Source organism: Granulicatella sp. 20925_1_45, from assembly GCF_041433555.1.
Taxonomy (GTDB): Bacteria; Bacillota; Bacilli; order Lactobacillales; family Aerococcaceae; genus Granulicatella.
In genome coordinates, this window is sequence record NZ_JAPWBR010000019.1 from 1 (window position 1) to 18,512 (window position 18,512).

Here is an 18,512-nt window from a genome sequence, read left to right on the forward strand (position 1 = left end):
TTCAGTTGCACTTAATGCTACATTATATTCATTAATCCCCGCAGCACCCCAAATTCCTTCGTTATTGATGGCATTTGGCATGGCCGTATAGCGAACAGGATTGTCTGGTAAGTCTGTTTCAAAGCCTGAAATGACTGCTTTATAGTGACGTGGTTGGTCTTCTGGACGTACGACAATGAATTTCTTTGGAGTAAATTCTCCATTACATGAATCTTCTGTACGCGCTACTAGCGTTGACCCATCGTAGCTGGCCTTCTTCCCAACAAGAATAGTTGTACATGAATCATGTTCTTGGTCAAATCTCATAAAAATTACCTCCATTAACTTTATTTCTACATCTAAATTATAGTCCTATTCGCGCTATTTCTCAAAGGTCTCAGCGCTATTTTTTTCTCTGAAATTTCTTCCTAAGGATAGGTAAAAAAAAAAGAACCTAGCGCAAACTAGATTCTTCTGGTTCTCCTATTATTGTTTTAGTTTTCGATAAACTCTTTCTGCGATGGTAATCATAACGGCAATGAGCCATAAAATGAGCACTGTTGTGAGCGCATATTGAATATTATAGTAGAGTGCAGCAATACAAAGAATCACCCCTACAGCCACTACATAACGAAAATTAAAGGGCGCTACACGGTGAATATACCAAAAAACGAAATCTTCACCAGGATTCTTTGTCACTTTATAATCTTCTATTAACGCTCTAAACTTCGCCTTAAACTTCTCAACCATCTGAAACACTCCTTATTTTTTATCTGGAATTACCCAAAATAGATAGTAAGTAATAAACACTGTCAGCGCGCCAAGTCCAATTTTCACCGCTAAAATCGGGGCTAAGTAAATGGAAATGGCCATTAAAATATAGATATAAACAATAATTTTCTTTTTACGACTGCGCGCAATCGACTTCGTTTCACGGTAATCTGCGACATATAGTTGATACAGTTTTGTCTGTTGAAACCACTCTTCAAAACGAGTAGAACTCTTTGAAAAACATACCACTGTCAGCAGTAGAAACGGTGTCGTCGGAAGTACTGGGAGCACAATTCCAATTAACCCCAGCGCTAGCGAAATCCACGCGATAATAAAATACACCACTCTCATTCTTTTTCCTATTCCTCCTCGGCTAATTGCGCCACTCTTCGATCAATAAAATACTCTAATACTTTTGTAAGAATAAAGAGTATACTCACAAAATAGAAGAAATAGACAAAATAACTGATGGAGACATTAATGGCTAGAAGGAAGGTCGCTACAAGCACAATCACCCAAAACAGCTTCAGGGCGAAGACCCATCTTTGCTTCTTCATCCATTGCTTATCGGTTAATGTATGGTCACCCTTATCAAGCGCGATAATCGTATCAATAAACTTGGTAAAACGTTCTTTCAAGCACAGTCTCCTCTCTTTTAGTAAGCATAGTGTAGCACAACCCTAACCGCTAGTAAATTTATTTTAATCGATTTTTAATCAATAAAAAACGCCTCTTTTGAAATCCTGCAATTCCAAAAGAAGCGTAGTTATTTGATTGAATTATTGTTCATTTCTTAACTTCGTAATGAAGTGCTCGATACGATCTAAGGCTGTTTTTAAGTCCTCGATTGAGTAAGCGTAAGAGATACGTAGGAAGCCTTCCCCAGAGTCCCCAAAGGCTGTTCCTGGAACAACGGCTAAGCGTTCTTCCTCTACTAAGCGCATTGCAAATTCTTCAGAAGTTAATCCGAATTGCGAGATGTTTGGGAAGATGTAGAAAGCTCCAAATGGTTCAAAGCAAGGAATGCCTAAGTCTTTGAAACGTTTTACCAAGTAACGGCGACGTTGATTGTAGCTATCGCGCATTTCTGCAATATCTTCCTCCGAATTACGAAGCGCATCCACACCCGCATATTGGCTAAGAGTTGGGGCTGACATAATCGCAAATTGGTGAATTTTATACATTTGTTCCATGATTACTGCTGGAGCCAAGGCATACCCAAGTCTCCATCCCGTCATCGCGAATGCTTTTGAGAAGCCTCCGATTAAAATTGTACGGTCACGCATGCCATCGATTTCGATAACAGATACGTGAGGTTTTCCTGTGTATGTTAATTCTCCATATAATTCGTCAGAAACAACGATAATATCGTGGCGTTTTAACACTTCGCAAACCGCTTCTAAGTCTTCACGTCCCATAACCGCACCAGTTGGGTTATTCGGGAAGTTCATTAGAATCGCTTTTGTCTTCGGTGTAATCACCGCTTCAAGGTCTTCTGGTGTGATACGGAATTGATTTTCTTCTTTTAACGGAAGAATGACAGGAGTCCCATCAGCCATTGTAACTGCTGGAACGTATGACACGTAACCTGGGTCACAAATAATCACTTCATCCCCTGGGTTCAAGAGAACACGCATTGAAATATCAACGGCTTCACTTCCCCCAACAGTGATGACACATTCGTGCATTGGGTCATATTTCACCCCATGACGGCCTTCTGTAAAGACACACACTTCTTCACGAAGCTCTTTTAACCCTGCATTAGCTGTATAGAATGTACGGCCTTCTTGCAACGCTTTAATCGCTTCTTGACGAATATGCCAAGGCGTATCAAAATCAGGCTCTCCAACCCCTAGGGAAACAATATCCTTGTATTCACTCGCCATATCAAAGAAACGACGAATCCCTGAAGGTTTCAAATCCTTAATTTTATTGTTTAACATATTTTCTAAATTCATGGAGTAACCACCTGACGTTTATCATCTGCTTTACCGACAAACATTGTGCCGTGATCTTTGTATTGTTTTAATACAACATGTGTTTTAGTAGATTGTACTTCTTCAATCACTGAAAGACGTGAAGATACGAAGTTCGCGATTTCACGCATTGGTGCTTTTTTCAATTGCACCATGAAATCATATCCACCTGACATTAAGTAGACAGCTTCCACTTCTGGGAAATGATAGATTTTTTCCGCAATACGGTCGAACCCTTTTCCTTTTTGAGGATTTACTTTTAATTCGATAATCGCTGAAACATTCACGTTATCAGTTTTTTCCCAGTTGATTAATGTATGGTAGCCACAAATAATTTTGGCTTCTTCCATCTCTTTAATACGACGTTTCACTTCATCCACGTCAATTTCTAATAAAGAGGCAATTTCTTCTGGTGTTAAACGACTATTCTTCTCGATTAATTTTAAGATTTGCTCGTTCACTTCTTTGAACATAGGCTTTCCTCCTTTAGTCGCGTCCGCAACTTTATGTACTTATCTATTGTACCCTTTTTTCGCTAGAATTCCTAAGAATTTATTGCGACTTTATGAAATTTATAAATATTATCAAAAAAACTCTCTTCCATGATAGAAGAGAGCTTTATTTCATTACTCTGCTGTTTGTTCAAAGTGAGCGACTAAGTCGTTGATGACTCCACTTGATACAATCGTATCGATTTGTTTCATCGCATGGTACACGCTATCTGATTTTGAAGAACCGTGTGATTTCACTACTGCTCCTTTAAGACCAAAGAGTACCGCACCCCCAAATTGTGAGTAGTCCAATGTGTTCTTTAATCCGTAGAAGGTGTTTTTCAATAAGAGCGCTCCAAGTTTTCCTTGGATGCCTTGTCCTTTGATGCCTTCTTTTAGAAGTCCCATCATCGCAAGCGCTGTTCCTTCGATTGTTTTCAATACGGCGTTTCCTGTGAATCCGTCTGTCACAACCACATCCGCAGCACCTGTTAAGATGTCACGAGCTTCCACGTTTCCTACGAAGTTTAAGCTATCGTCTTCTTTCAAGAGTCCGTATACTTCTTTTGCGAGTTCGTTCCCTTTTCCTTCTTCAGCTCCATTATTTAATAAACCGACTGTTGGGTTTTCGTAGCCAAGAACGTATTTTGAATAGTAGCTACCAAGAATACCGAATTGGTGAACATTCTTTGGTTTACATTCCGCGTTCGCACCAACGTCCATCATAATAAATTGACGGTTTTCTTTTCCAAGAACAGGCAACACTGGCATTAATCCTGGACGGTCGATTCCTTTAATACGGCCAACCACTAATAAACCAGCCGTTAGAAGAGCCCCTGTATTTCCGCAAGAGAAGAGCGCATCGGCTTCCCCTTCTTTCACAGCTTTAGCGGCAACGACCATTGAAGCGTCTTTCTTTGAGCGAATCGCTTTAACCGGTTCGTCATCAGAGTTGATTTTTTCTGAACAGTGAATCACGCGAATATTTGGAAGTGATTCCTCCAAGCATGCATTCACTTTTGCTTCGTCTCCGTATAATTGAAACTCGACAGTTGGCATTTCCTTTGCTGCAAGGACGACCCCTTGGACGATTTCTTTAGGAGCGTTATCTCCACCCATTGCGTCAATTGCAATTCTTACCATTGTTGTTCCTCCTCTTCTAGCCACGTAGCCGTGAAGTTATCCATTGATTTCTTTTGTTGTTTGTTCGATAAATGCCTTCATGCGTTTTGTCTCGGCTTTTTCTCCTGCTGGATCTTCCGAGGCATAAAGGATGGCATCTTTACGTGCTTGTTCTAGTATATCATAATCTCGTATTAAATCGGCAATCTTAAAGTCTGGAATACCGGATTGTTTTACCCCAAATACATCCCCAGAACCGCGAAGCTCCAAGTCTTTTTGACTGAGATAAAATCCATCCGTCGACTCACACATAATGCGCATGCGCTCTTTCCCGTTTTCGGTCTTTGGACTCGCCACTAAAATACAGCTTGAGGCATGTTGTCCACGTCCGACACGTCCACGCAATTGGTGGAGTTGGGCTAACCCGAATCGATCCGCATCCAAGATGACCATCACTGTGGCATTCGGCACGTCCACCCCAACTTCGATGACCGTTGTGGAAACGAGCACTTGTAGTTTATTGGCTTTAAAGTCCGCCATCACCGCTTCTTTTTCTTCCGCTGGCATTTTCCCATGTAGGAGACCCACTTTCACGCGGTCTGAGAAATGCGCTGAAATCATGCGGTAAATCTCTTCGGCATTTTGCACATCGAGATGTTCCGACTCTTCAATCAGTGGCGAAATCATATACGCTTGTCGCCCTTCTTGAATTTGACGTTCTACAAAATTGAAAATCTGTTCCATTTCCTGCTCGCGAACCCAAGACGTCTTGATGGGTTGGCGCCCACGAGGAATCTCACTCAAGATAGAAGTATCCATTTCCCCGAAAGCCGTAATCGCCAGCGTACGAGGAATTGGCGTCGCGGTCATTTGAAGCACGTTCACGCCCGCTCCTTTTCCAGAGAGTGCCTGACGTTGTTGCACCCCGAAACGATGTTGCTCGTCGATAACGACAAAGGCCAAGTCTTTAAAGTTCACATCTTGTTGGAATAAGGCATGCGTCCCGATAATCAGGTTTGCCTCCCCGCTCTCGATTTGCGCGAGTAACTCTTTTCGCTTCTTCTGCGAACGATTCATACTTCCGGTTAACAACACGGCCTTCAACGGTGTTCCTTGAATCAATTTTTCAATCGTCAGCATATGTTGTTCCGCCAAGATTTCTGTAGGAACCATGAGCGCTGCTTGCTTGCCGGTTAGAGCCGTTGCGACCATGGCAATCGTCGCCACAATCGTCTTCCCGCTCCCTACATCCCCTTGCAAGAGACGATTCATCTCATAAGGCGCACGCAAGTCAAAGCAAATCTCATTCACAACTTTCTTTTGCCCATCTGTCAGTTCAAACGGCAATGTCTGAATAAACGACTTCAACTGAGCATTATCATACAGCACCGCTTGCCCTTTTGTTTGCTGATGACGTTTCTGACGCATCCATTGCAAGCGCAGTTGATATAAGAAGAGCTCCTGGTAGACGAGCTGATATTGCGCACTCTGTCTTTCCAGTTCATCTTTTGGAAAATGCATTGCCCGTACAGCGTCTCTATGCCCCATCAAGTGGTGCGACGCCGTCAACTCTTCTGGCAATACTTCTGGAATTTTATCTTCAAAACGATCCATCGCCGTATGAACGAGTTTAAGAATCGTCGCCTGCTTCAACGATTTATTCGTGCGATAAACCGCCTCGACTTGGTCGCCTTCTTCGTCCTCCAAGTTTCGGTTCGATAAGATTTTCATCCCCATCAAGGTCGAACGCTTTGCATCCCATTTTCCGTAGATAGCAATCTCTTCGCCCTGAACCACTTTATCTTTTAAATACGGCTGATTAAAGAACGCAACTTGGATGACTTGCTGGTCAATCGCCATGCGAAACGACAAACGGTTCTTCTTGAAGCCGTAGTAGCTAACAACCGGTTGCGTCGCCACAAGCCCTTTTAGCGTGACTTTCTCTTGGTCCATGATACTTTGCACATCACGAATCTGAATATCTTCATAACGAAACGGAAAATGCGTTAACAAGTCATAGACTGTCTCGATGCCAAGCTCAGCTAATGGCTCTAATCGTTTTGGTCCAACGCCTGGCAAGACTTGCACACTTTGAAAGACTTCATTCATCCAATCACATCCTTTCTACTTTAATAAGTGTAATTCAATTTCTCGTAAATCGTCAAGAGGAAGGAAAGTTCCAACAGTCGTGAAGATTCTCTTTAGGATTTATTCATCGGTATCACAAATCCGGCACCTCCCTGAGTCTTCGTCTCAGGGTTACCAAGCTTCAAAGCGAGGCTAAGGAATAAATTCCTAATCCTCGCTAATTCACATTGGTTGCTTACTCGGTACTGTGATTCCGATGAAATCCTAAAGAATCTTCACTCCTTCAACTTTCCTTCCTCCCTCCTCAACTCTTACAGTGCCAGAAGTTTTTGTCTGCATTCCACAAAGTGCAGTCTTCCCTCGTTGAACCTTTCCGCACTAAAAAAACTAGGGAGCACCCACTCAGTGCGCTATTTTCCCTTCCGAGGCGAGTGAAGACTCAGAAGCAAGCGAAATTTAGAAAGCACTCTCTGTAGAAGCGCAACCCCTGATGTGAGCACCAAAACCAACCAGTTACACTTACTTATTGTTGAATAGAAATCCTTGAGGATTACGGAGAATACTGCGAATTCGAGTTCACACTAAGCGCAATTCTCCTGGTGTAGTGTCCCGGCCACCATATACATTTACTTATGTAAAAAAAAGAGTACAAAAATATCCTTACCGGATTCTATAGTCATCATCATAGCGACTAGTATTCGATGCGAATTACAGATGCTTAGAAATTTATTTCTTAGCATCTGTTTGAGGCTCGAAAGGGACAAGACCAAGGCTTGTCCCGTTACAGCTTTAATGATGACTATAGAGAATATCCGGAAGGATATTAGTACTCTTTTTTACTGTCTTTTTCTCTTTATTATTCTACAGATAATAAGTAAGTGTATACTGGTTGGTTTCCTTCATGGACTTCAACCTCTACATCAGGGTATTTCGCTTCTACAGCTTCAGTGATTTCTTCCACTTCGCTTGCGTCTGCGTCTTCACCATAGATGATTGTTAGGATCTCCGAATCGTCGTCGATCATCTTATCGATTGTCGCAAGAGTTGCTTCCTTACGGTCCGCAATACTTACTAAAATCTTGCCATCTACAATACCCATGAAGTCGTCTTTCTTAATTTCAACGCCATCAATGTTAGTATCGCGAACAGCGTTAGTAATTTGACCACTTGATACAAGCGCCATTTGTTCACTCATCGCAGCTTGGTTATCTTCTAAGCTTGCTTCTGGGTTGAAGGCTAATAATGAAGCTAACCCTTCTGAGATTGTACGAGTTGCAACGACGGCAACTGCAGCATCTTCTGATACTTCAGCCGCTTGGTTTGCAGCCATTTGAATGTTTTTATTGTTTGGTAACACGATAACTTTTTCAGCATGTGCTTCTTTTACAGCTTGAAGAATATCTTCTGTACTTGGGTTCATTGTTTGACCACCGTTGATGATTGTCGTTACACCCATGCTCTTGAATAATTCTTGAATTCCTTCACCTGCAGCAACTGCTACGATTCCGTATTCCGCTTTTTGTTTTTGCGCTGCTTCTTTAACTTTTGCAGTGTAGTCAGTTTTTAACACTTCTTCGTGTTGCAAGCGCATGTTGTCCACTTTCACTTTCATTAATGAACCGAAGCGTTGTCCGTAGTTCATGACTTCACCTGGACGTTCTGTATGCACGTGTACTTTGATGATTTCATCGTCAGCTACTACAAGTAAAGAATCTCCAAGTTCGTTTAAATAGTTACGGAAAGTATCGTAGTCGAACGTATCTACGACTGTTTCGCCTTCACCGATTTTCACCATGATTTCAGTACAGTAACCGAATTTGATGTCGCCTGTTGATACGTGTTCGTAGTCAACGCCTGCTTCGTGGTGAGCCACTGAAGTTAAATCGATTTTATTGCTTTGTAATGATTGAACAGGAACTGCTTCCCCTGTTAATGCTTCGAAGAATCCGTTGTAAATGAAAACAAGACCTTGACCACCTGAGTCCACTACGCCAACTTCTTTTAATACTGGTAATAAATCTGGAGTTTTCGCTAATGCTTTTTCAGCACCACGTAAAACAGATCCCATTACTTCGATGATGTCGTTTGAAGTTTCTAGTTTGCGAACACCACGTTTTGCTGATTCACGAGCAACAGTAAGGATTGTACCTTCTACAGGTTTCATAACCGCTTTATAAGCAGTTTCCACACCGTTCGTAAATGCTTGCGCTAATTCTTCACCAGTGATTTCTTCTTTACCGACAACGGCTTTAGAGAAACCACGGAATAATTGAGATAAGATAACCCCTGAGTTCCCACGAGCACCCATTAATAATCCTTTTGCTAAATCTTGTGCTAAATCACCTACAGTTGTTGCTGTAGAGTTCGCAACACGTTCCGCACCAGATTTGAATGAGAGCATCATGTTTGTCCCTGTGTCTCCATCTGGTACTGGGAATACGTTTAATGAGTTTACGAATTCTGCATTTTCAGATAAACGCATTTCACCGATTTCCACCATCGCGCGGAAATCTTGAGCCGTAATAGTTTTCATAGTTGCCATATTATTCTTACTTCCTCCTGACTAGAATCAACAAGCATTACGCTTCGATGATTTTAACTCCTTGAACATAGACATTCACTGTTTTTGCAGCAAATCCTAACATTGTTTCTAAGTTATATTTCACTTGTTCTTGAACGTTTCTACAAATCGCAGAAATCTTAGTACCATAACCTACAATAATGTAAACATCCACTGCAACGCCTTCCTCTTCTTGACGAATCACAACACCACGAGTGAAGTTTTCTTTCTTCAAGATTTCATTAAAGTTGTCGCGGATTTGATTGCGGCTAGCCATACCAACAACACCATAGTTGTCTGTAGCGGCACCACCTACAACCGTTGCAATCACTTCATTGCTAAGTTCAATTTGTCCATTTTCTGTTTGAATTTTTACTGTCATACAAATACCTCCCTTAAATGTATAAAGGTGTCTGTCTAATTTTTAGACAGATTGACACATTATTTCTATACTATAATATCATATTCCAAGCGGTTTACCTAGCCTTTTACCAATTTTTAACCCTCTTAGAAAACTGACTAACCAGTACGCTTGCAATCTATGGTCAACTATGCTAAATTATTTAGGTATATGATTTAGTTCAAAATTATATCAGCTGATAATGAATTAAATAAAGGAGGAGAATAACAATGGCTAAAGTATGTTATTTCACTGGACGTCGTGCTGAAACAGGTAACACTCGTTCTCACGCTATGAACGCTAACCGTCGTACTTGGAAACCAAACTTACAAAAAGTTCGCGTTTTAATCGATGGCAAGCCTAAAAAAGTATGGGTTTCAACTCGTGCATTAAAATCAGGTAAAGTAGAACGTGTTTAATACAGAGCACTATTAAAAAGAGCTTAGGCGATATCCCTAAGCTCTTTTTGTTTTTCTAAAAATAAATAAGCCGAAGGCTTGAAAAGAGAATTGAAACTGCTAAAAGACATTCAAAGATATTTGAAGGAATGCATAGCGGAATTTAGTGTAATGGTACCGGCAGGAGCCTAAAGTCTCCTTGCCTACCAAGCTTCAAACCAAGGATAAGCGACGAGTCGCTAACCCTTGGTAATTCACATTGGTTACTTATTCATTACACTAACCGCTATTTCCTCAAATATCTTTTTCTGTCTCTAGAAGTTTTCGCTCTTTTCAAGCCTCTTATAAACCAAAGAGTTAGGATCCGCCACTCTTTTCAACTCTACTTTACCTGAGATTAATGCCAGGAAACCAAGGGACCATGGGTGGTGCTTCTCACGCTTTTTTGCGTTTTATTTCAAAAAAATGGAGTTTGTGAAAAGCCCATTGTTATACGCTTTGAAGGCTTCTCAATAAAATGAAATCTATTTACATCATTTGTAAATTTTGAAGCCTGTTGGATTTGCAACTTCCGAAAAAGGCTTATCTATAAGAAACATAGAGCACCTCTCTTTGAAAATAACAGCGTACGTAAAAATCCCAAAATTCACTTATAAGTGAATTTTGGAATTTCAAAACTCTTTGTGAAAAATACAAGCTATCTCTTGTTTTAGATATTTTTAAAACAAGTAGTTGGAACGTTCATGACTATCCTAAAAATCTCAGCTTCTTAATTAACTTCCCTTTACACGTTTTATAGTGTTTAAGGTTGTAGTGACTAATTCATCAATAGGCATTGTTTGACTATCTGTTTTTAACCATTCATCAAAAACATTGTAGAGACCACCGATAATAAATCTACTATCATAATTGATTTGTCTTTGCGTACTGTTTGTGATATGCCAAGGTGCCTTTATGCTAGTATAAACAGCAGGAAGCTTATCATACCACCTTTGTAAAACAAGTGCTTGCAATCTTGCATCTTGCAAAATTTTTAATGGTTCAGTGTACTGGCTCCAGTACTTAAAAAATAAGTTTACAAGATCCTCAAAATCATCCAATTTTTCTGTTTGAAGTTCGATAATATATCTCTGGATTAAGCGGTCGATATAGTTCGTGAGGACTTCCTCTTTTGAATGGTAATAACGATAAAACGTTCGTCTAGCAATCTGAGCATGTTCGCTGAGTTCTGCGATGCTAATGTTTTGCAAAGACTTTCTAGTTGCTAACAAATCAAACAAGGCTTCTTCCAACCATTGTCGCGTTTGATATTCCATGATACTTTTCCTTTCCTGGCACACTTTTGGTCAAACTATGCCAATTTCACTTAACATCTTGTTTTTGAAATCGTATCTCCTTACACTAAAACTATCGCGCGTGATAGATAATTAAAATTTATCGTTAACATTATACAATTGTTAGTTGTTACTAAGGAGGTAAACAATATGAGCATTCTTTTTAACGTTTGGATGCTACCTATTTTATTTATTTTACACGATTTTGAAGAAATGATTGTTATGCCCTTATGGAAAATACGCCATCATCAAAAGTTAGCAACTTTTAAGATACCGTTCTTTGGTTCTGTTACACAAGGGTCTGCCTTTGCAGTAGGCGTTTTAGAAGAGTTTATCATTTTGCTGTTTATTTCTGGATTTTGCCAATTGACTCACAACAGCCTACTCTACTTATCTTTTGTAGTAGCGTATACATCTCATTTCATAATCCATTATATCATGTGCCTGCAATTTAGAGGCTATGTTCCTGGAGTCGTCACAGTAACACTAGAGCTGCCAATGGTTTTAATGATTATTTTCCACTATTGGCCTTCTGACGTTTCTTTGTTATCAGTCGTTGTCTATCTTTTATTGGCCATGGTAATAGCTTTTTCGAATCTTAAAATCATGCATCTCATCATGCCAAAAATCCAAACACATTTAGAAAAATACGCAAAACAAATTTGAATAGGTGGTTGAACTGTCTTCGCATAACTCAACTTCATAATTAAAGCACCCCAAAACTTAGATTTTTTATGGTTCTATAATTTTTAGGGTTGATGGAAATTTTCCATCAACCCTATTTTAGTGTATACAAAAAGGCCAACATCCATTATATTAAAAGCGCCTAAACCTAAAACAAAAGGATGATGACCATATGAACAATATACTAGAAGCCACGCTACAAATCAAAGATAAAAACATTATCTGGGATAATACAGTTCAAGAGAAGATATTTAAAAAGAGAAAATCTTTATTTTATTCAGCTACATATACGCATAAACCAGAATTTTGTACCGTTTGTGGATGTGTTAGCCAAAATAATAATATCGTCAAAAATGGCACGAAAACTTCTCGTATCACTCTCTGTTCTGTTTCAGGCCTACCGGCCTACTTAAATCTACGCAAGCAGAGATTTCTCTGTAGAGAATGCGGCTCTTCATTTACCGCAGACACTAGTAGAATCGTAGAAAAACACTGTCATATCTCTAAACGCTTAAAAAACGAAATCAAATCAAAAATAAGTGAAACTGTATCTGAAACATATATCGCCAAAGAAACAAATGTTTCAGTTCATACTGTAAGACGTATCATAGATGATACAGCACGATTATTAACGATTAAACCATTACATGATTTACCTGAGCATTTGTGTTTTGATGAATTTAAATCCGTTAAATCTTCCGATAGTAATATGAGTTTCATTATTTGTGATAGCACAACACACAAGCTAGTCGATGTTGTAAGAGATAGAAAATCTTACAGTTTGAAAAAGTATTTTCATCGTTTTGAGCCTAAGACTAGATTAAAGGTAAAAACTATCTCAATCGACATGTACTTACCGTACATTCAATTAATAAAAGAAATGTTTCCTAACGCTAAAATTATCATTGATCCTTTTCACATCGTACAAGCCTTAAATAGAGAATTAAATCGAACTAGGGTACGTGTCATGAATAAGCATCGTTATAAAGATCCAAAATTATATCGAAAGTTAAAACATTATTGGAAGTTAATTTTAAAGAACCCTAATGAACTTCAGAACTATAAATATAATCGTTATAAGCTTTTTGAAAGCTTCATAACAAGTAAAGGAATCGTGGATTATATCTTAGAAAACAATCCATCTCTTAAACATGATTATGAGGTTGTACATTCACTTCGTGAATGTATTCAGGACAGAGATTATATAGAATTCAAGGAAACGATTGAAGCAGCTACACAATTAAACCTATCTCCTGGTTTAAAAAGAGTATTAAAGACTCTTATGACTTACTTGCCATATATTCAAAATACTTGTGAGCATCCAACTAGAACAAATGGCCCTATCGAAGGAATAAACAATAAAATAAAAGTACTCAAAAGGAATGCTTATGGCTTTAGAAACTATTACCATTTTAGGAACAGGATTATTTTAATAACAAAAATGTTTGGCCCAAAACAAAAAGGAATTAAGCAACAATTAGTTGCTTAATCCCTTCCTAAAATTCTTCATCAACACTATTTGACAAAGAGCCTTTTTTATCTAACCTTTGGGGTGCAATTTAATTGTGCGATGTTTGTTTTATCTCCAATGATCTCGAGTTTGGGCGACTAAGATGAGTCCTTTTGTAAAGGAGATGGTCATCTTGTCACTTGTAAATTCATTGCTGACGAGGGCCACTGGATATGCGTAGCTTTTTGAATCGAGCGTGTATTTCACATCAACGAGGGTTACATTTTCCACAGGAGTCATACTAATAAAAGATAAGTACTTCGTAAAGTCCATCTTTTCAATCGTGTATGTGCCTGGCTGGATGAAATTCACGACATTCGTTGCATCCTCAAATACCACGTATGGAATAAGCGGTGCTAAGTCTGGTCGCATCATCGTCCATAAGGTGCTAATCGCGTGGTCCACTCGCCCGCCAAAGGAACCGAGTACATGAATCGGTGTTCCTTCGTAATGCTCCTTCACCCATAATAAAGCTGCCTCAAAATCAGTATCGTCTTTTTCAGAAGGGAGCTGGACAATAGTACCCGCTGCTTCATGAATCAAGTCGCGCTGTTCTTTTGTCACAGAATCAAAGTCCCCAATCGCTACTTCCATGGGAAGATGCTGGTCTAATAACCGAAGCGCGCCACCATCGACGCCGACAAAGCGGAAGTCTTCATAGGCCTTACCGTATCGGTTTTCTAAGAGCTCCTTGATGTTTTCTTTGGTGTTTGGTCCTCCCAAGATAATCACAACTTCCATCTTCGTCCCTCTTATGCCTCTTTAATTGAATCAATCGCAGCTTTAATATCGTCTGCGTAGTATACATATGAACCGGCAACGGCAACGTCTACCCCTGCAGCAGCGCAAAGTTTTGCTGTTTCACCGTTCACTCCGCCATCCACTTCGATTAAGTAGTGGTAGCCTTTTTCTTCGCGCAATGCGACTAATTCGCGTACTTTATCCAATGTTTCTGGAATGAATGATTGACCGCCAAATCCTGGGTTCACTGTCATCACCAATACTAAGTCTACTTCGCTTAAGACTGCTGAAATGGCACTGACTGGTGTTCCTGGGTTAATCACGACACCAGCTTTTACGCCTTCTGCTTTAATCGCTTGAAGCGCACGGTGGATATGTGGCGTTGCTTCCACGTGAACAGAGATGTAGTCTGCTCCTGCTTTTGCGAATTGTGGAATGAAACGTTCTGGGTTTTGTACCATTAAATGGCAGTCTAATACTAAATCAGTCACAGGACGTAATCCTTCAACGATGTTTGGTCCTAATGTTAAGTTTGGAACGAATTGTCCGTCCATGGCATCGATATGGATCCAGTCTGCTCCTAATTTTTCGACTTTCTTAACGTCTTCTCCTAATGTTGCAAAATTTGCACTTAAAATTGATGGTGCTACTTTCATGTTCTGTCTCCTCTATCTACTTTTTTCGTTTATATACTGGTTTTCTTTGGTCCAGTTCTTCATAGAAATTCAAATAGTGGTCGTATCGCTCTTGCCAAATGTCTCCTGACTCCACTCCTGCAATCACGGCGCAGTTTGGTTCATGTTGGTGCGAACACTCTCTGAATTTACATTCATGCTCTACTTGGACAAACTCTGGGAATAAATGCGGTAAGTCCTCTTTTTCAATATCCATAAAATCAACCGTACTGAATCCCGGTGTATCCGCAATCCACACGCCTTCGATTTCATGAAGCGATACATGACGGGTCGTATGACGTCCACGCCCTAACGCATTCGAAATCTCTCCCGTTTCTTGGTTTAATTCAGGAATCATCTCGTTCAGCAAGGTGGATTTACCAACCCCGGACTGCCCTAAGAAGATGACCTTCTCACCACGCAAGCTCTCTAAGAGCGGCGCCTTGTCCTTCATGACTTCCTGTCCAAAATAAACCGGATAGCCGATTTTTTCATAACGCGCCTTAATGTCCACGAGACGTGCCATTCCTGCTTCATCGAGCAAGTCGGTTTTTGTAATCATAATGACCGGATGTACATCCAAGCCTTCCAAGTAGACAAGGAAACGGTCGACAAGATGCGTCGAAAATTCTGGTTCGACAGCCGACATCACGATAATCCCGACATCCACATTGGCGACAGGCGGTCTCACGATGGCATTTTTTCGCGGCAAGATTTTCGTTAGCGTCCCTTCTTGCAAGTTACTACTCTCGAACTCCACCACATCCCCAACAAGTGGCGATTGGCCTCGTTTGCGGAAAACTCCGCGCGCACGAGTTTGATAGATCACTCCATCCGATTCGATATAGTAGAACCCGCTCAACGCTTTAATAATAATTCCTTGAGTCATAAGTACTCCTTCAAAGTAAAGATATCTTTATTATATAGTGTACGCCAACACATGACAAATGACTTGAAGAAAAAAAGCATTACTGAAAGGCACTGACCCCCGTAAATGAGAATTAAATAAAAACACCCCAAAAGTTAGATTTTCTGTCTAACTTTTTGGGGTCAGTACAACCATTTTAGAACCTATTCTTTGATTTTCAATAAGCGTAAACTGTTTAATGTTACAAGTAAAGTTGCTCCCATATCAGCAAATATCGCTATCCAAAGTGTTAACCAACCGGGCATGACCAAAAGTAATGCCACTAATTTAATCGCCAAAGAGAAGGTAATGTTTTGCTTGATGATTGCTAAAGCCTTACGACTTAATTTTATTGTATATGGCAATTTACTCAAATCATCAGACATTAAGGCGATGTCAGCCGTTTCTAAAGCTGTATCAGTTCCAGCACCACCCATTGCTACACCAACGGTAGATGCCGCAAGGGCTGGAGCATCATTCACGCCATCTCCGACCATCCCCACACTTTGATGTTTTTCTCGAAGTTCTTTAATAAAATTAAGCTTATCTTCTGGAAGTAAGTCAGCTTTAATATCCGAAACACCAACTTGTTTTCCGATGGCTGTTGCCGTTCTTTGGTTATCGCCTGTTAGCATCACTGTTTCGATTCCCATATTGTTCAACTTGCCGATAACTTCTTTAGACGATTCCCTCATTTCATCGGCTACGGCAATAAACGAAAGAATTTCTTTTTCTGTTCCTAACACCATCACCGTTTTACCTTGAGTTTGCATATCGGCAATTTTTTCTTTTTTATCGCTTGAAATGCTTCCGTGTAATTCCTCAAAAAGATTTTGACTTCCCACATAATACATTTCATTATTTATTTTGGCTTTAACGCCTTTACCTGTAATGGATTGAAAATCCTCTACTGTTACTTCATTGAATTTTAATCCATTTTCTTCTGCTTTTCGCATAATCGCTGAAGCAAGAGGGTGCTGCGATCCTTTTTCAATGGCTGATGTTATGGTTATTAATTCATTTTCATTTCTACCATATGTCACAATGTCTGTTACAGCTGGAATCCCTTTGGTTAATGTTCCTGTTTTATCAAAGGCTATCGCTTTTAAGTGTCCTGCTGCTTCTAAATGGATACCACCTTTAATTAATACACCATTTTTCGCTGCATTTCCTATTGCTGTAACCACAGCAACTGGAGTTGAGACTACTAAGGCACAAGGACAACCAACCACTAATACAGCTAATCCTTGATAAATCCATTGGCTCCAGTCTCCGCCAAATAATGGTGGAACTACTGCAATTAAAAGAGCTAGTATGACAATAGCTGGTGTATAGTATTTTGCAAATTTCTCGACAAACGCTTGAGAGGGGGCCCGTTCTGCTTGGGCTTCTTCTACCAAGTGAATGATTTTTGAAAGAGTGGTATCTTCAACTCGTTTTGTTACTTTAACCTCAAGTAACCCTTCTTCATTCAAGGTTCCTGCAAATACTTCATCATTTGTGATTTTCGTTACTGGAACGCTTTCACCTGTAATCGCAGCCTGATTTAATGTCGATGTACCTTTAACCACTATTCCATCCATTGCTAACTTTTGCCCGGGCTTAACTATCATGATGTCTCCAACTTGAATATCATCAACATGAATCATCATTTCTTCATTGCCTCGTCGAATTAACGCTTCTTTTGGGGCAATATCCATTAAAGATTCAATAGATTGACGTGCTTTATCCATTGAATAACGCTCTAATGCTTCACTAATCGCAAATAGGATAACAACGGTTGCCCCTTCACCCCATTCACCAATAATTGCAGCTCCTATAATGGCAATAGTCATAAGCGTATTCATATCGAAATTTAATCTGCTTAAATTTTTGAGACCTTTAATAAATAACGAATATCCACCGATTAAAATGGACGCTGCATAACCAATTGTCGGTAGAACATGCTCTTCACCATACTGCTCTCCTAAGAACCAGCTAACTACAAGTAAAAGAGCTGATATATATACCTTAATGTTTTCTTTCTGCTTCCAAAAAGGTTCTCCTTCTACCCTTTGTTCTTTTTCATCTCGAATTTTTAAATTTTCAAATGCTCCTGCTTTTTCTAATTCTTCAATGGTTGTCGTCCCTTTAACATAAACTTTAGATGCTCCGAAATTTACTTTCGCATCCTGAACACCGGGAAGTTCTTTAACATTATTTTCAAAAATGGCTGCACAGTTAGTACAAGTAAATCCTTGAACACGATAGGCTTTCATTTCTTCTTCGAACTGTTTTGCTTTCCCACTAGACATTGATCTTCACCTCTTTCTTAAGTGCCAATGCAATCATCATAATTTGTCTGATATGCTCATCATCTAATGAATAAAATGCAAGTTTTCCCTCTTTTCGAAACTTAACAATCCCTTGCTTATGCAGCGTTCGTAGGTGATGAGAGGCATTTGCAACCGTAACACCTATAATATTTGCAATATCACACACACACAGTTCGTCATCTTGACACAATGCATAGGTAATTTTTACTCTATTTTTATCTGCAATAGCTTTTAATATTTGGGCAACACTAGAAATATCTACTGTCTGTAAATTATCTTGTATTCGATTGACCTTTTCTTCGTCATAACAATAAATTTCACAAGTATCTTTTTTAATCATATTCTTACCTCAATATCATTCAAGTATTCGTTTGAACATAGTATGACCCTTTTCATTAATTAAGTCAAGTGTTTTTTGGCACTGACCCCCGTAAATGAGAACTAAATAAAAACACCTCCAAGTTGGATTTGACACAATATAATCAAATGCACATGGAGGTGTCTTTTTATTAAATTCTCACTTTTTGGGGTCAGTCCCGGAAAGCCAGCAATGCTTTTTTCT

The 18,512-nt window shown here is 39.6% G+C and carries 19 protein-coding genes; 3 read left to right on the forward strand and 16 right to left on the reverse strand.

Going from position 1 to position 18,512, the window contains the following annotated elements; translation table 11 throughout:
• The 10 genes from O3798_RS06770 to O3798_RS06815 form a co-directional block, all read right to left on the reverse strand.
• The coding region (locus tag O3798_RS06770; protein ID WP_371464038.1) for a C69 family dipeptidase at positions 1-306 on the reverse strand (306 nt) is incomplete at its 3' end.
• A gap of 159 nt (positions 307-465) precedes the next feature.
• Positions 466-729: a hypothetical protein gene (locus tag O3798_RS06775; protein WP_371464039.1), complete on the reverse strand. Its 264-nt coding sequence runs from the start codon at positions 727-729 to the stop codon at positions 466-468.
• Between the two features lie 12 nt (positions 730-741).
• The gene (locus O3798_RS06780; RefSeq protein ID WP_371464040.1) at positions 742-1,101 is read right to left on the reverse strand and encodes a YbaN family protein; all 360 of its coding nucleotides are present in this window, start codon (positions 1,099-1,101) and stop codon (positions 742-744) included.
• Between the two features lie 8 nt (positions 1,102-1,109).
• Entirely contained in the window at positions 1,110-1,388 is a 279-nt protein-coding gene (locus tag O3798_RS06785) for a hypothetical protein (protein ID WP_371464041.1), read from the reverse strand.
• 141 nt (positions 1,389-1,529) lie between these two features.
• Complete coding sequence (locus O3798_RS06790) at positions 1,530-2,708, reverse strand: pyridoxal phosphate-dependent aminotransferase (protein ID WP_371464042.1); 1,179 nt, start codon at positions 2,706-2,708, stop codon at positions 1,530-1,532.
• Positions 2,705-3,199 carry an Lrp/AsnC family transcriptional regulator gene (locus O3798_RS06795; RefSeq protein WP_217951147.1) on the reverse strand — a complete coding sequence of 165 codons (495 nt, stop codon included), beginning with the start codon at positions 3,197-3,199 and terminating at the stop codon, positions 2,705-2,707. The genes O3798_RS06790 and O3798_RS06795 overlap by 4 nt, the downstream gene beginning before the upstream one ends.
• 153 nt (positions 3,200-3,352) lie before the next feature.
• The gene (gene plsX / locus O3798_RS06800; protein ID WP_371464043.1) at positions 3,353-4,360 is read right to left on the reverse strand and encodes a phosphate acyltransferase PlsX; all 1,008 of its coding nucleotides are present in this window, start codon (positions 4,358-4,360) and stop codon (positions 3,353-3,355) included.
• 36 nt (positions 4,361-4,396) lie between these two features.
• Positions 4,397-6,448 (reverse strand): ATP-dependent DNA helicase RecG, encoded by a 2,052-nt coding sequence (recG, locus tag O3798_RS06805; protein WP_371464044.1) that lies wholly within the window; start codon positions 6,446-6,448, stop codon positions 4,397-4,399.
• An 835-nt stretch (positions 6,449-7,283) separates the two neighbouring features.
• Positions 7,284-8,969, reverse strand: a complete 1,686-nt coding sequence (locus O3798_RS06810) for a DAK2 domain-containing protein (protein ID WP_371464045.1) — start codon at positions 8,967-8,969, stop codon at positions 7,284-7,286.
• 37 nt (positions 8,970-9,006) lie between these two features.
• Positions 9,007-9,369: an Asp23/Gls24 family envelope stress response protein gene (locus O3798_RS06815; protein ID WP_371464046.1), complete on the reverse strand. Its 363-nt coding sequence runs from the start codon at positions 9,367-9,369 to the stop codon at positions 9,007-9,009.
• A gap of 248 nt (positions 9,370-9,617) precedes the next feature.
• Here O3798_RS06815 and rpmB point away from each other — a divergent pair, with 248 nt between their 5' ends.
• Entirely contained in the window at positions 9,618-9,806 is a 189-nt protein-coding gene (rpmB, locus tag O3798_RS06820; RefSeq protein ID WP_048713558.1) for a 50S ribosomal protein L28, read from the forward strand.
• 752 nt (positions 9,807-10,558) lie between these two features.
• On the opposite strand, the gene O3798_RS06825 is transcribed toward rpmB, so the two are convergent.
• The gene (locus O3798_RS06825) at positions 10,559-11,101 is read right to left on the reverse strand and encodes a TetR/AcrR family transcriptional regulator (protein ID WP_048783477.1); all 543 of its coding nucleotides are present in this window, start codon (positions 11,099-11,101) and stop codon (positions 10,559-10,561) included.
• A 168-nt stretch (positions 11,102-11,269) separates the two neighbouring features.
• Between O3798_RS06825 and O3798_RS06830 the strand changes: the two genes are divergently transcribed.
• Positions 11,270-11,785 (forward strand): HXXEE domain-containing protein, encoded by a 516-nt coding sequence (locus tag O3798_RS06830; protein WP_048783479.1) that lies wholly within the window; start codon positions 11,270-11,272, stop codon positions 11,783-11,785.
• Between the two features lie 190 nt (positions 11,786-11,975).
• A complete protein-coding gene (locus O3798_RS06835; protein WP_371464047.1) occupies positions 11,976-13,292 on the forward strand; it encodes an ISL3 family transposase in 1,317 nt (438 codons plus the stop codon).
• Positions 13,293-13,382: 90 nt separating this feature from the next.
• Here the strand turns inward: O3798_RS06835 and O3798_RS06840 are convergent, their stop codons facing one another.
• The 5 genes from O3798_RS06840 to O3798_RS06860 all read right to left on the reverse strand — a co-directional run bounded on the left by O3798_RS06840 (position 13,383) and on the right by O3798_RS06860 (position 18,290).
• Entirely contained in the window at positions 13,383-14,054 is a 672-nt protein-coding gene (locus tag O3798_RS06840; protein ID WP_048783481.1) for a thiamine diphosphokinase, read from the reverse strand.
• Between the two features lie 11 nt (positions 14,055-14,065).
• On the reverse strand, positions 14,066-14,710 hold the full coding sequence (rpe, locus tag O3798_RS06845; protein WP_039849202.1) for a ribulose-phosphate 3-epimerase: 645 nt from the start codon (positions 14,708-14,710) through the stop codon (positions 14,066-14,068).
• Positions 14,711-14,726: 16 nt separating this feature from the next.
• Positions 14,727-15,617 (reverse strand): ribosome small subunit-dependent GTPase A, encoded by an 891-nt coding sequence (gene rsgA / locus O3798_RS06850; protein ID WP_048711026.1) that lies wholly within the window; start codon positions 15,615-15,617, stop codon positions 14,727-14,729.
• A gap of 182 nt (positions 15,618-15,799) precedes the next feature.
• A complete protein-coding gene (locus tag O3798_RS06855; protein ID WP_371464048.1) occupies positions 15,800-17,929 on the reverse strand; it encodes a heavy metal translocating P-type ATPase in 2,130 nt (709 codons plus the stop codon).
• Positions 17,922-18,290, reverse strand: coding sequence for a metalloregulator ArsR/SmtB family transcription factor (locus tag O3798_RS06860; RefSeq protein WP_048783487.1), 369 nt, complete (start codon positions 18,288-18,290; stop codon positions 17,922-17,924). Before O3798_RS06860 ends, O3798_RS06855 begins: the two co-directional genes overlap by 8 nt.
• Between the last annotated feature and the right edge of the window lie 222 nt (positions 18,291-18,512).

Coding starts and splice junctions, on each gene's coding strand:
- O3798_RS06775 (WP_371464039.1), bottom strand. CDS start 729: ATGGTTGAGAAGTTTAAGGCGAAGTTTAGAGCGTTAATAGAAGATTAT.
- O3798_RS06780 (WP_371464040.1), bottom strand. CDS start 1,101: ATGAGAGTGGTGTATTTTATTATCGCGTGGATTTCGCTAGCGCTGGGG.
- O3798_RS06790 (WP_371464042.1), bottom strand. CDS start 2,708: ATGAATTTAGAAAATATGTTAAACAATAAAATTAAGGATTTGAAACCT.
- O3798_RS06795 (WP_217951147.1), bottom strand. CDS start 3,199: ATGTTCAAAGAAGTGAACGAGCAAATCTTAAAATTAATCGAGAAGAAT.
- plsX (WP_371464043.1), bottom strand. CDS start 4,360: ATGGTAAGAATTGCAATTGACGCAATGGGTGGAGATAACGCTCCTAAA.
- recG (WP_371464044.1), bottom strand. CDS start 6,448: ATGAATGAAGTCTTTCAAAGTGTGCAAGTCTTGCCAGGCGTTGGACCA.
- O3798_RS06810 (WP_371464045.1), bottom strand. CDS start 8,969: ATGGCAACTATGAAAACTATTACGGCTCAAGATTTCCGCGCGATGGTG.
- O3798_RS06815 (WP_371464046.1), bottom strand. CDS start 9,369: ATGACAGTAAAAATTCAAACAGAAAATGGACAAATTGAACTTAGCAAT.
- rpmB (WP_048713558.1), top strand. CDS start 9,618: ATGGCTAAAGTATGTTATTTCACTGGACGTCGTGCTGAAACAGGTAAC.
- O3798_RS06825 (WP_048783477.1), bottom strand. CDS start 11,101: ATGGAATATCAAACGCGACAATGGTTGGAAGAAGCCTTGTTTGATTTG.
- O3798_RS06830 (WP_048783479.1), top strand. CDS start 11,270: ATGAGCATTCTTTTTAACGTTTGGATGCTACCTATTTTATTTATTTTA.
- O3798_RS06835 (WP_371464047.1), top strand. CDS start 11,976: ATGAACAATATACTAGAAGCCACGCTACAAATCAAAGATAAAAACATT.
- O3798_RS06840 (WP_048783481.1), bottom strand. CDS start 14,054: ATGGAAGTTGTGATTATCTTGGGAGGACCAAACACCAAAGAAAACATC.
- rpe (WP_039849202.1), bottom strand. CDS start 14,710: ATGAAAGTAGCACCATCAATTTTAAGTGCAAATTTTGCAACATTAGGA.
- rsgA (WP_048711026.1), bottom strand. CDS start 15,617: ATGACTCAAGGAATTATTATTAAAGCGTTGAGCGGGTTCTACTATATC.
- O3798_RS06855 (WP_371464048.1), bottom strand. CDS start 17,929: ATGTCTAGTGGGAAAGCAAAACAGTTCGAAGAAGAAATGAAAGCCTAT.
- O3798_RS06860 (WP_048783487.1), bottom strand. CDS start 18,290: ATGATTAAAAAAGATACTTGTGAAATTTATTGTTATGACGAAGAAAAG.